At 43.0% G+C, this 12,198-nt stretch carries 11 protein-coding genes; all 11 read right to left on the reverse strand.

The window, feature by feature from the left end:
- Positions 1 to 18: 18 nt before the first annotated feature.
- A complete protein-coding gene (locus tag B0X71_RS14655) occupies positions 19 to 819 on the reverse strand; it encodes a DUF2334 domain-containing protein (RefSeq protein ID WP_077590117.1) in 801 nt (266 codons plus the stop codon).
- A gap of 33 nt (positions 820 to 852) precedes the next feature.
- Positions 853 to 1,911 carry an NAD-dependent epimerase gene (locus B0X71_RS14660; RefSeq protein WP_077591019.1) on the reverse strand — a complete coding sequence of 353 codons (1,059 nt, stop codon included), beginning with the start codon at positions 1,909 to 1,911 and terminating at the stop codon, positions 853 to 855.
- A 14-nt stretch (positions 1,912 to 1,925) separates the two neighbouring features.
- The gene (locus tag B0X71_RS14665; RefSeq protein ID WP_077590118.1) at positions 1,926 to 2,585 is read right to left on the reverse strand and encodes a sugar transferase; all 660 of its coding nucleotides are present in this window, start codon (positions 2,583 to 2,585) and stop codon (positions 1,926 to 1,928) included.
- 210 nt (positions 2,586 to 2,795) lie between these two features.
- Positions 2,796 to 3,842: a UDP-glucose 4-epimerase GalE gene (gene galE, locus B0X71_RS14670; RefSeq protein ID WP_077590119.1), complete on the reverse strand. Its 1,047-nt coding sequence runs from the start codon at positions 3,840 to 3,842 to the stop codon at positions 2,796 to 2,798.
- Between the two features lie 44 nt (positions 3,843 to 3,886).
- Positions 3,887 to 5,116: a glycosyltransferase family 4 protein gene (locus B0X71_RS14675; protein WP_077590120.1), complete on the reverse strand. Its 1,230-nt coding sequence runs from the start codon at positions 5,114 to 5,116 to the stop codon at positions 3,887 to 3,889.
- Positions 5,117 to 5,134: 18 nt separating this feature from the next.
- Positions 5,135 to 6,424, reverse strand: a complete 1,290-nt coding sequence (locus tag B0X71_RS14680; RefSeq protein ID WP_077590121.1) for a nucleotide sugar dehydrogenase — start codon at positions 6,422 to 6,424, stop codon at positions 5,135 to 5,137.
- An 83-nt stretch (positions 6,425 to 6,507) separates the two neighbouring features.
- The gene (gene murJ / locus B0X71_RS14685; RefSeq protein ID WP_077590122.1) at positions 6,508 to 8,022 is read right to left on the reverse strand and encodes a murein biosynthesis integral membrane protein MurJ; all 1,515 of its coding nucleotides are present in this window, start codon (positions 8,020 to 8,022) and stop codon (positions 6,508 to 6,510) included.
- Positions 8,023 to 8,084: 62 nt separating this feature from the next.
- Positions 8,085 to 9,446 carry a phenylacetate--CoA ligase family protein gene (locus B0X71_RS14690; RefSeq protein ID WP_077590123.1) on the reverse strand — a complete coding sequence of 454 codons (1,362 nt, stop codon included), beginning with the start codon at positions 9,444 to 9,446 and terminating at the stop codon, positions 8,085 to 8,087.
- A gap of 71 nt (positions 9,447 to 9,517) precedes the next feature.
- Positions 9,518 to 10,201 (reverse strand): CpsD/CapB family tyrosine-protein kinase, encoded by a 684-nt coding sequence (locus B0X71_RS14695; RefSeq protein WP_077590124.1) that lies wholly within the window; start codon positions 10,199 to 10,201, stop codon positions 9,518 to 9,520.
- Entirely contained in the window at positions 10,194 to 10,913 is a 720-nt protein-coding gene (locus B0X71_RS14700) for a YveK family protein (protein WP_077590125.1), read from the reverse strand. The genes B0X71_RS14695 and B0X71_RS14700 overlap by 8 nt, the downstream gene beginning before the upstream one ends.
- A 226-nt stretch (positions 10,914 to 11,139) precedes the next feature.
- Entirely contained in the window at positions 11,140 to 12,198 is a 1,059-nt protein-coding gene (locus tag B0X71_RS14705; protein ID WP_077590126.1) for a glycosyltransferase, read from the reverse strand.

Raw genomic sequence — 12,198 nt, forward strand, 5'->3', positions numbered from 1 at the left:
CCTTCCTCCTTCCTTGAGTTAATTAACTCTACTTCTGATCTTTTGCTGTTTTTTCTGCACCGCCGCCAAATGGCCAGTACGGAATTCCCGAGCTTTCCGGATTCCTTTAAAGGTGGTTTTTAATAAAAGATGATTTATACTCGCCATAGGATTAAACCTCTCTTCTTGTATAACTCCACTGAATGTTGTAGCGTCTGCTACATTCTCTTCTAAAAATCGCTCTACTTGGACAATGTCTTCCGCTGTCATCGTGTTCAGATGAAGACAAAAGGTATACGTGCCCAGGGGTAATTTCTTGGGTTTCGCAAAAAGTTGAGGAACAAATAACATCTTATTTCTTCTATATGCTGATAGTCCAAAACCGTCTGTAACTGAACAGATCCCGACTCTCCGCAATGCCCGGATTGTATTACTATCGAAAGAGTGAGAGGGTGCCATAAATGTGATATATTCAACTTTGTTTTCTCTAAAAATTTGCGTAGCCTTCTTCAGCTTATCCAGCTGCTGGTTATAAGACAACCCGGCGAATTCGCTTCTTGCCTGCAGTCCGATAATGCCTGATTCATTAGTGGCGTATAAATGTTGATATCCATGCACTGCCACTTCCCATCCGGCTTTTTGTCTGTCCCGGATCTCCTCCCAGAAAATTACGGGATCGATCCCAGGATGTCCTTTAAGTTCTAAGTCCTGATTATCAGGAATAACGCCTAAAAGAGGTTTAATGCCATAATAAACAAAAACTTCTTTAAGCTTTTCATAATTCGTCCAGTTCATATTCGGTGCAATATCATCTAAGCGGAATAGAAACTTAAAAGCCACTGAACACCGCTCCTCTCTACTTAAATGCTTTTCTTAGCTCTTTTCTGACAGTTTAACTTCGTTTTGCTTATCACACGATAAATTCCTTAATTCATAGTAATCCGTATACCACTCAATGAACTTTCTGATCCCCGTCCGAATCTCCGTCGATGGCCGAAAGTTGATATCACGGTATAAATCCTCCACATCCGCATAAGTTTCAGGTACGTCGCCCGCTTGGAGTGGTAAGAATTGTTTGATTGCAGTTTTGCCGGTTGCCTCTTCTATTGCGTGGATAAACTCCATTAAATTAACCGGATTATTATTACCAATGTTATACACTTTATAAGGCGCATAGCTGGTCCCTGGATCTGGCTGCATACCATCCCATTTCGGGTTTGATTCCGCCGGTTTGTGGAGGAGACGGAAAATGGATTCTGTAATATCGTCGATATACGTGAAGTCCCTTAGCATATTGCCGTTGTTATAAATCTCAATTGGTTCCTCTTCAAGGATGCTTTTCGTGAATTTAAACAATGCCATATCCGGCCTGCCCCAAGGCCCATATACAGTAAAGAACCGGAGTCCTGTTGTCGGCAATCCATATAAACTGCTATATGTATGTGCCATCAATTCATTTGCTTTCTTTGTCGCTGCGTATAAACTGAGCGGGTGATCGACGTTATCATGCACAGAAAATGGCAATTGACGATTCGCTCCATAAACTGAGCTTGATGATGCGTAGATGAGATGGTCAATTTTATGTCGTCGGCAAGCTTCCAGCACGTTCAGGAACCCATTGATATTTGAATTGATATAAGCCTGAGGGTTTTCAAGACTGTACCGCACACCTGCTTGGGCAGCTAAATGGATGACTTTTTTGATGCCGGTCTGCTTTAAAATCCTGCTTAACTCTGCGCCGTTCTCCAAATCTAGCTCGATAAATGAAAAATCCTTGTGGGCTGTCAGTTTTTCAAGCCTTGCTTCCTTTAAGTGAACGTCATAGTAATCGTTTATGTTATCGATACCTACGACTTCATGTCCCGAATTCAATAGTTTTTCAGACATGCTGTATCCGATAAAACCTGCTGCTCCTGTCACCAATACTTTCATCTTCTCTGCTCCTATCATCTGGCTCCACTTCCTGTGAAGATAATTTTCCAAGTCTTATAAAGTATTTTCAAATCGAAAAATAGATTTTGATTTCTAATGTAAAATAAATCGTACATAAGTTTTTGTTCTGGAGATAAATCGTATCCACCATTGATTTGAGCTAATCCGGTAATACCCGGCCTCACTCGAAGCCGCTCGACGAAATCTGGAAGTTCTCTACGAAACTCTTCAGTGAGTTCCGGACGCTCCGGACGTGGTCCGATGAGGGACATATCGCCCTTTAAAATATTCAGCAATTGTGGAAGTTCATCAATTCTTGTCTTCCGAATGAATTTGCCGACTTCTGTAACTCTGCAATCATCCTTTTCTGCCCATTTTGCCCCTTCCTTCTCTGCATCTGAGACCATGGAACGAAGTTTATAGATCGTAAACACTTGTCCTTGCATCCCTAAGCGTTGCTGTGAATAGAATACGCTTCCTTTGCTCTCAAGCTTAATGGCGATACCTGCAATCAAAATGATCAGCAGGATCAATGGCAGTCCAATGAAAATAAGTGTCCGCTCTATCGCATACTTCATCACTTCATAAGAGCGATTCATGTTTCCGAAGTAGATAACACGTTCCCGTTCCCTGAAATTCTGATTCTCCCAATAGTCCTCATTCCGCAATTTCATTTTCCACCCCACCTAACTTGGTCTCTCACGTGCGAGCAGGATTTTAGTGCTTTACCAATTTAAGATTAGTGTTGTGGTATTTCTCGTTCTCTATCGCCATACCAATTCTCTGTTACATACACCATTCTCTCACCCTAAGCTTATTCACTATATCCACCTGCTCATACGGGACTCCTTTTCTCGATTGATGAATGAAAAAGCAATGACAAGTTATTCACTTCTCACGAAATCAGGCAGCCTCTCCAAAAAGAATGTTTTTTGTCTTTTCATTTCTTTTTCCCAGCGCCAAGCGTCGATGCACATCTCCCGGATTCCTCTAATCGCTTTCCAGTTCAGCACTTTCTCTGCTTTAGAAGGATCTGCATAACATACTGCAGTGTCTCCCGGGCGCCTCGAAGTGACTTTATACGGAACCCGCACGTTATTTACCTGTTCGAAAATAGTCACCATATCAAGAACAGAATATCCCTTACCTGTTCCAAGGTTGAATGTGTGTTTGCCAGCGTGGTTTGTCAAATAGCTGAGCATCTTAACGTGCCCATCTGCCAAATCCATGATATGGATGAAATCACGGACCCCAGTGCCGTCTTTTGTCTCATAATCCCCTCCGAAAATACTTAATTCAGAGCGTTCACCACTTGCCACTTGCGTAAGAAATGGCATCAAATTGTTCGGTGTGCCTTGAGGATTTTCACCGATCAATCCGGATTCATGGGCACCAACCGGATTGAAATAACGCAGCACACCAATTCGCCAAGTAGAATCTGCTCCATACAAATCCTCCAGCATTTCTTCAATCATTAATTTTGTCCGGCCATATGGATTTAAAACACTGGTAGGCTCTGTTTCCCGAATTGGCGGCTTGCTATTATTTCCATACACGGTAGCAGAACTGCTGAAAATCAGTTTTTTCACGTTCATCTCATCCATCACTTTGAGCAAATTGATGGTCATACCGAGGTTATGTTCATAGTATTTAAGTGGTTCCTTGACGGATTCGCCGACCGCCTTCAATCCTGCGAAGTGAATGACCGCATCGAATTGGTATTGCCTGAAGACTGATCGGAGTGAATAGATATCCAGCAAATTACAATGCACATACCGGACTGGTGCATCACAGGCCCTTTCCAGCTTTACTAATTTTTCCTGCCAATCATTCACGCAATCTAGAACTACACTATCTATTCCGTTTCTGCATAGCTCTGTGACAGTATGACTTCCGATATAGCCTAGTCCTCCTGTTACAAGTACTTTCATTTTCCGATCTCCCCTTCATCTCGGATTAGATAACTACCGGTTTTTTACCGTTGCCTGCCGAATCGGACAGCATTATGCGCATATTGCTCATCGGGTTGGAGTTCGATCCTCTGAAGAGTTGTCTGATAAAAATCATACATTGCTGACCAGACGGCTCCGTTACTGAAGTTCTCTTCTGCCCACACTTTACCTTGGACTGCAAACTGCTGGCGCTGATCAGAATCCATGAGAAGTCGGCGAACTTTCGCTTTCACATCTTCTAAATCTCCAGCTTTAGTAAGATAACCGGTTTTCCCATCGATGATTGTGTCTGTCGTCCCGGTTACGGCAGCTGCTACAGGAGGGACTCCTGATAGTGTCGCTTCTATAAGCACATTGCTGAATCCCTCTCGCTTTGACAGCAAGACGAATACATCCATTAAGTGAAAATACGGGACTGGTTCTGGTTGGTAGTCGAAATGTATGATATCCCGGTGGTTTTGAATTATATCTTTTGTCGTCTCTTCTACAGAGTCTGCCTCCTCAAAATCTCCAATCAGCAAAAGTTTTAGTTTGGGAACTTCCTGCCGCAGTTGGACGAATATACTTACCAACTCATCGACTCCTTTGTCCTTCGTCATACGGCCTACATACCCAAGAACCAAATTGTCCTTAGACAGGCCTATCTCTCTGCGTTTTTCTTCTGCCCAGACACGGGACTGTTCTGTTCTTTCAAATTTGGATATGGCGAAACCATTGCTGCTGCCTCTTCCTAATACATGGATCTTTCTCTCCTCTGCGATATCAAGATCGATGAGTTGGTTCTTGATGCTCTCAGAAACAGCAATTACATGGGTCGCTGCCTTTGCTGCTGTTCGTTCGGCATTAAGTAATAACAATCGTTTTACACCTTCTGTTGTTTCCAATCGCAGTCCCCTTACTGTATAGATTCGAATTGGGACACCACATATTTTAGCCGCCATTGTGAGAATCAGTCCTGCTTTGGGAGTCCCGGCGTTCACGATCGCCGGTTTTTCTTGATGAAGCAATTGGATGGCATGGTACAGGGAAAGGGAATCCTTGAATGGGGAAATTTCCCGCTCCATTTCTATTTTTAAAATGTCGACTTGTTCTGAAGCTCTGTAAAATTCTGCATGGTCGCCCGGTGAACAGAGCGCCTTCACGTCGAATCCTTTCTCTTTCAGGTAACGTAGCTGTCCGTCCATCAAATCGAGACTGCGTGGCACTGTCACTCCATGGATTATTTTTGATCCTATGATTTCACCCTTCCCCATTTATCCAAGGACCTCCTCTTAAAGTCTCCATAATTCCATCTTCTCGGGCTTTTCGTGTCTCTTTAGTACACATTTTACATCTACAATAAGTCCTTCCTGATTATCCAGAAGACGATTGAATTGCATCCATCCAGCTTCCTTATAGCATTTATGTGGCACCGCCAAAATCACCGCTGAAGCTGGTAATAAGTCTTGCTCTGCCGTTAGCATCAAGCCATATTGCCGTTCAGCATCTTCTGTCTTTGAAACTGCGTCTGTCACTTGGACCTCGACTCCGTACTCTTGCAGTTCTTGAATGATGTCCACCACTTTTGAATTCCGCAAATCCGGAACATCTTCTTTGAACGTAAGGCCCAGGACTGTGACGCGAGTACCCTGCACAGGCAGATTACGTTGAATCAGTTTTTTGACGACTGCCCTCGCAATGTATCGGCCAATCCCATCATTAATCCGTCGCCCGGCTAGAATCACTTCCGGGTGATGGCCAACCGCTTGCGCTTTATGTGTCAAATAGTACGGGTCCACCCCGATGCAGTGTCCTCCCACAAGTCCCGGGGTGAATTTCAGGAAGTTCCATTTTGTTGCTGCTGTTTCCAACACATCATTTGTATCGATATTCAACCGATTGCAGATCAGCGCCAATTCATTCATCAATGCAATATTGACGTCACGTTGCGTGTTCTCAATGACTTTTGCCGCTTCAGCTACCCGGATAGAAGATGCCTTGAAGATTCCGCCTTCAATTACAGTCCCATAGACAGAAGCAATAAATTCGCACACTTCTTCATTTTGTCCGGAAACCACTTTTTTGATTTTCGTAAACGTATGGGTTTTATCTCCAGGGTTTATCCGCTCCGGTGAATAACCGACAAAGAACTCTTTTCCTGCTTCGAGTCCTGAATACCGCTCCAGAACCGGAACACATTTTTCTTCTGTAGCCCCCGGATAAACTGTCGATTCATAAACGACAACAGCTCCTTTCCTCATATGCTGCCCGATCATCTCACTGGCTTTTATGAGAAGAGATAAGTCTGGCTGATTGCTTGCGTCGATCGGTGTCGGAACTGCCACGATAATAAAGCCAGCTTTTTGAATAGATGAAGGGTCAGAAGTGAAATCAATGCCGGCAGCCCGCAACTCCTCTCGGCTGATTTCCCCCGTATGGTCAATCCCTTCCTTCAAACTACTAATTCTTCTTTCATCCAAATCAAATCCGATAACCGGGAACTTCCGGGCAAAAGCAACCGCAACAGGAAGTCCTACATAGCCCAGTCCGACTATGGCAATTACCAGCTTATCAATCGTCATAACTTCATCTCCCCTTGTCTGCGCATCAGGCCACCCTTTTATTGGTCCATTCCTTGATTCAGAGAAAATTTTCGGTTTTCTTTTCACTTCTTCGCAATCGTCCATATCCGCATTTGATATCGAATCACATCATTCTGCCGAAGCAGCCACAATACTCCGCCATAGACCAGGACTCCGGTTAAAATCCCGATACCTAACGCAATGATTCCCGGCGTAATTTCTCCCGCTGCTTCATACATTCCTTTCGCCGCTATCCCCATAATTCCAGAAGCAAGTAGCGCCTTCCACAGATCGGCCACTGTATCCTTTGTATGTAACGTACCGATTTTCCGGACAAGAGCGGCATATAAAAGGACGATACTCGTTAAAGCAGAAATACTTGTTGCCAGTGCCAAACCGTTGATTCCCATTGTTTTGGATAACACCAGATTTAACCCAATATTCAAAACAACTGTACATGTCGCATTGATCATAGGCGTCTTTGTGTCTTCGAGAGAGTAAAAAACCTTTGTAAGCACTTCTCGCAAGCCGTAACCTAACAGTCCTAGAGAGTAAAAGAACAGTACCCCTCCAGTCATTGCTACTTCAGCTTCACCAAAAGCTCCTCTGCCGAACAATAGTGCAATAATCTCTTTTGAAAAGAGCATCATGCCGATCGTTGACGGAATTACAAGCAACATTGCCGCTGAAATCACTTTTCCTACAATTTCTTTCAGCTGCTGCATATTTTTTCTGGCCGCCAGTTTTGTGATCTTTGGAAACATGACCGTCACAAGCGCTGTGATGAAAATACCTTGGATAAAGTAAACAACTCTATCTGTGTAAGCGATCGCTGATATTCCGCCTTCAATGATTCTGGAGGCAAGTGTCCGGTCTACAAGGACATTCAATTGATTGACCGATACACCGATCACTACTGGCATGGCCATATAGAAAATATTACGGATGCTTTTCTCTTTTAGAGAAATTTTCCATTTATGCCGGTAGCCGATTTTCCATAGAGCGGGACCAAAAAACAAAAACTGACCTGCTAGCGCTACGAGTGTCCCGACTGCTAAAAGATACAGATGATACTCAACACTGAGGTAAATGAACAGTATGGTCAGGATGTTCAATGGCAAGCCGCTTAATGACGAGAGAGTATATCGGCCATGTACCTCCAGAAGACCTTGAGAAATGAAGATCAGTGCAGTAAACATCATGCCAATTGCTGAAATCCGCGTGAACGTGATGGCCAATTGCCTCGTTTCTTCATCGAATCCTGACGCAAACAACTGAACCGCCACTGTTGGAAACAGCATCAGAATTACCGTCATGAGCACTGTGAAAAGGAGAACAATATTGGTTAGATTTGAAGTAAACAGTGCTGCGGCTCGTTCTCCCTCGTTTTCTCGCAATCTTGTATAGACAGGGATGAAGCTGGTATGGATTCCGAGTGCCACAATCGCAAAAAAGACGGAAGGAATCGTCATTGAAATCAGATAGGCATCAGATATATTTGAAGCTCCGTAGAAATATGCCAGAATGATATCTCTCGTAAAGCCAAGTACTTTAGTCATCACGATGACAATCATCATTGATATTACTGTTTTCTCCATGCTCTCAACCTCGTTCTCGGCTAAATCGGAGATTATTCTCTTACATTAGCTTAGTGCTGTTTTTAGGAGGCTGAATGATTGATTATTAACCGGAACTTGCTGTTCTCTGGTACCGGTATCCGATCGGTAAACTGAATTTCAATATCCATATCTCCTTCGAAGGTGTAATCAAGTTTTTCTCTCATTACAGCAGTTGCCGCATCCCTGTTGTTCTCGTGCGCCTCCATGAGAGCTATTAACCTGCCAGGCTTATGCTGGATGAATTGCATTTTATCCACAGCCGCCACTAAAGCGGGGCTGGTGGTCGATAGGTGAAGGAAATTAAATCTCCGCCCACTTTTCGACTGGACGAAATCATTTGAGCGTCCCTGAATCCAGTCCACTAATGGAAAAGCAGATCCACACGCACATGTCTGCTGGCTATCGCTCAATTTCACTGCATCTCCAATCCGGTAACGGATCAACGGCGTGCCATATGTAAAAAAACATGTGACTAGCATGTCCCCGTCTTCCGTTACCTCAATTACGCCAGTATCTGTATGGTAGTGCAGGTTCCCCTGTGTACACTCGGTGATAAAAGGCGATCCCTCCGACGAGCTATATTGATCTCTGACAGGACATTTGAATGCACGTTCTATTTCTGTCCGATAATGCGGATATAGTGTTTCAGAAGTTGGAAAGATCGCTATCGGTCTGAACTTCAATTGAATATTGTTTTTATTGATCCAGCGGGCAATCTCATATATTGACGATGGAAGGCCATCCAAAAAATCAGGCTTGTAGTGATTCAAATTCTCCGCGAATTTTTCCGCTGTCTGTTCATTACAGTAATAAGTGGAATAGAGACGCTGTTTTGCAGTTGCATTATCCCGCCAAAATGTCTTTTTTTGCCCTTTCGGAATAAACTTTTGAGGACTGAATGAAGCACGCTTCATTTCAAGTCCAATTACTCCATGCTGCTTTTTAAAAAAATCCAAGTGGGCCATCCGCTGTTGAAAGTTTTCTTTCGTGTTTAAGAATTTAAGCGGAATTCCAGTTGTTCCGCTTGTCATAGAAATAACCGAATTCTCTTCAGATACCGTATAAATTTCATCTGCATTATTACGGAGAATTTCCTTCGTTAGTACCGGCAGCTTCGGAAGATCGCTGACGGACTGAATCGTTTTGATATTGATTCCTTCATAAAACTTTTTATAGAAAGGGCTATGGTTGACTGCGTGACGGAGTAACTTTCTCATTTCCTCTTCCTGGTAACTTTTCGTCGTTTCCTTATTCATATAGTCACGCTGTTCCAAGGCTTTTAAATGGCGGTAATAAATTGGTCCGAACCGCACTTTGTTTTTGCGGTATCCTTCCAGGTTGGTCAATATATTCTGAACAAAAACCGGTGAATTCCAGTAGATTTTCATTTGCAGTTCTCGCACTTGCTGTACCTCCAATCAGGGCAGTCATTCACTTATGAATTCGCAATATCCAAGATCTAAGTAATAACCTGTTAATGACCGTAGACCCGGTCTTTGCTGAGCCGATAGTTATTCAGGACAACGCCTAGCAGATTTCCTTTTGATGAGTGAAGAGAGTCGCGTGCCCTTGCTGTCGTTACTTGTTCTGATATCCCCGCGCGGACAACCAAGATGGTACCATCGCATTTGTTCGCCAAGATTCTTGAATCAGTCACCGATAAGAGCGGTGGTGAATCAAAAAGCACAACATCATACTGCTTCTTGAGTTCCTCGATCAACTGATCCATCCGGGAAGAGCCAAGTAACTCTGCCGGGTTGGACGGCAACGGACCACAAGGCAGTACATCCAACCCTGCAATACGGGTTTCGCTGATCGCTTCACTAATTGTCGCTGTTCCCATAAACAAGCTGGAAAGCCCCACCTTCCCATTTTGGAGAAAAGTGAAATGAACGGTGGGACGCCGCATGTCAGCATCGACTAACAATACTTTTTTGCCCTCTTCCGTGAATGCTATAGCCATATTACAAGCCGTTGTCGATTTCCCCTCTTCCTTTAATGCCGAAGTAACAAGGATTGTTTTTATCTTTGCTTCTGTTCTAGCAAAATTAATATTTGTTCTGATGCTGCGATATTGCTCAGCCACAACTGATCTGGGATCAGTATGTACGGCCATTTTTCTTGCTGTCTGGTAAATCGATGGCAGTTTATTACGCATATGGATCCTGCTCCTCTCCAATGTTATTCATCGTTTTATATTTCGGAATCGGACTCACAACCCCCAGAACAATCAGCCCCATCTCTTCTGCATTGTCTTCTGTCCGCACTGTTGTATTAAGCTGATCAAGCATGACTGCAGCTCCTGTTCCCAGCAAGAGGCCCATAATGGCACCGATTGTCATATTAACGAGCGGATTAGGTTTAACTGGAATCGGTTCTGCCGGGATATTAGCAGGCGAAAGAATATTTACATTATCTGCATTCATTAGATTCTGAATCTCCCGCTGGAATATTGTGGCTGTTGCGTTTGCAATATCCACTGCTGTTCCCATACTTTTATCCTGCACATTAATCATTACAACCTGAGAACCTTCTACACTGCTGACTTCAATGCGCTCTGTCAATGTTTCTGTCGTTTCTTCCAATCCTAGTTCGTCAATGACTTGTGAAAGGATCGCCGGACTTTTAATAATAATATTGTACGTACTGATCAATTGAACGTTGGCTTCAATGTCTGCTGCAGTGAATCCCTGTTCGGAAGATGAAGTTTGATTTACTAAGAGCTGTGTTGTTGCTTCATATGTCGGTGTCAGAACTTTATAACTGACAATTCCAGCTATCAAGACCATTAACAGTGATGAAGCCAAAATCAATGGCATGCGCTTTTTGACAACTTCCAGGAAACGCTTTAAATCGATTGCATTACCCACTTTCAGTCACCTCGTTTATTTTTGTTTGTTAAATCGAAAGTTCCGTTATAAAAATCTTTTCAATCCTCCTTTTTGTTTTTTACCTTTCTCGTGTCATCACTGGTATTCATAGTAAAGTTAATAGGTTAAAAGTAAGTTAAAATATTAATTTAAATTAAAAATAAAAAAATATTAGGCCATTTGATTCTAAAAATCAAATGACCTAATCTTAATACTTTTAATTCAGTTATTTAATTTTCCGCTTTTTTGACTGAGCTTGAGTATAAATATGGTTTAGTTCACTTCTATAACCACCTTCATTATTCAACCGTTCAAACTTCATAACACTTGCCTCTTTCATTTTTTTCTGTAGGTTTGGATCAGTCAGCAAGGATTTCACCGCTTCTATCAATCCCTTGTTTTCCTGCCTCAAATAACCGGTTACTCTATCATCCACCATATCAACCATACCGTCGACAGATGTGCTAACAATAGGCACACCCAGCGCTAATGCCTCAAGAGCCGCAATCGGCGTACCTTCAAAGCGGGAACACATTAACATGCATTTCGCCTGTTTTAATGCTTTATATGGATAAGGCAAGTTTCCGGTGAACACTACTCGATCCCGCACCCCTCTACTCTCAAATACCCGAACCATATCTTCCTTTAATTCCCCATCCCCGATAACCCCGAAAGTAGCCTCCGGTAGGTCTTGCAGCACACTGGCTGCTACCTCAGCAATTCGAGTAGGATTTTTAGGATAAGATAATCTGCCAAGATAGACAAAGTCAAACGCATAGTCATTTGAATCCCGTTGCACCAATTTATGAACTCTCGGTACATATATGATGTTTCTCATGAAAGTATTCCGTCCTTGGATAAAAGTCCCGAATTTATATTCTTGTGCAATACTCTCTGATACAGTAATGATTTTTTTCACTTTTTTAACTGATAATAGATATGCGACAGATTTAGGACTTACCCTTCGCATCTCCTCTCCATTGCCATGCAAGTGTGAAATCACCGGTATTTTTCCAGAAACGAACGCTGCTACCGTCGTTGCTCTAATATCATGCGCATGAATTAAATCCGGTTCAAACTGCTGGATCGCTTTTCTAACTTCTGTAGGAGTTACTTTTTGCAACGGAACGAATTGGATATTTCTGTTCCCGAGCGCTTCCCGGATCGTCCCATCCGGTGAACAATATGCTGATTCATGTTCCCCTTCAAACATCATACATATATCTGCTGCTACGTTTTCCGCTCCTGATAACCGGTCACTACTCAAGATATGCAAAATCCTCAT

The organism is Planococcus lenghuensis (genome assembly GCF_001999905.1).
Taxonomy (GTDB): Bacteria; Bacillota; Bacilli; order Bacillales_A; family Planococcaceae; genus Indiicoccus; species Indiicoccus lenghuensis.

Bases quoted from the DNA above. Each gene is read 5' to 3' on its own strand.
- B0X71_RS14660 (WP_077591019.1), bottom strand. From the start codon at position 1,911: ATGAAAGTATTGGTGACAGGAGCAGCAGGTTTTATCGGATACAGCATG.
- B0X71_RS14665 (WP_077590118.1), bottom strand. From the start codon at position 2,585: ATGAAATTGCGGAATGAGGACTATTGGGAGAATCAGAATTTCAGGGAA.
- galE (WP_077590119.1), bottom strand. From the start codon at position 3,842: ATGAAAGTACTTGTAACAGGAGGACTAGGCTATATCGGAAGTCATACT.
- B0X71_RS14675 (WP_077590120.1), bottom strand. From the start codon at position 5,116: ATGGGGAAGGGTGAAATCATAGGATCAAAAATAATCCATGGAGTGACA.
- B0X71_RS14680 (WP_077590121.1), bottom strand. From the start codon at position 6,424: ATGACGATTGATAAGCTGGTAATTGCCATAGTCGGACTGGGCTATGTA.
- murJ (WP_077590122.1), bottom strand. From the start codon at position 8,022: ATGGAGAAAACAGTAATATCAATGATGATTGTCATCGTGATGACTAAA.
- B0X71_RS14695 (WP_077590124.1), bottom strand. From the start codon at position 10,201: ATGCGTAATAAACTGCCATCGATTTACCAGACAGCAAGAAAAATGGCC.
- B0X71_RS14705 (WP_077590126.1), bottom strand. From the start codon at position 12,198: ATGAGGATTTTGCATATCTTGAGTAGTGACCGGTTATCAGGAGCGGAA.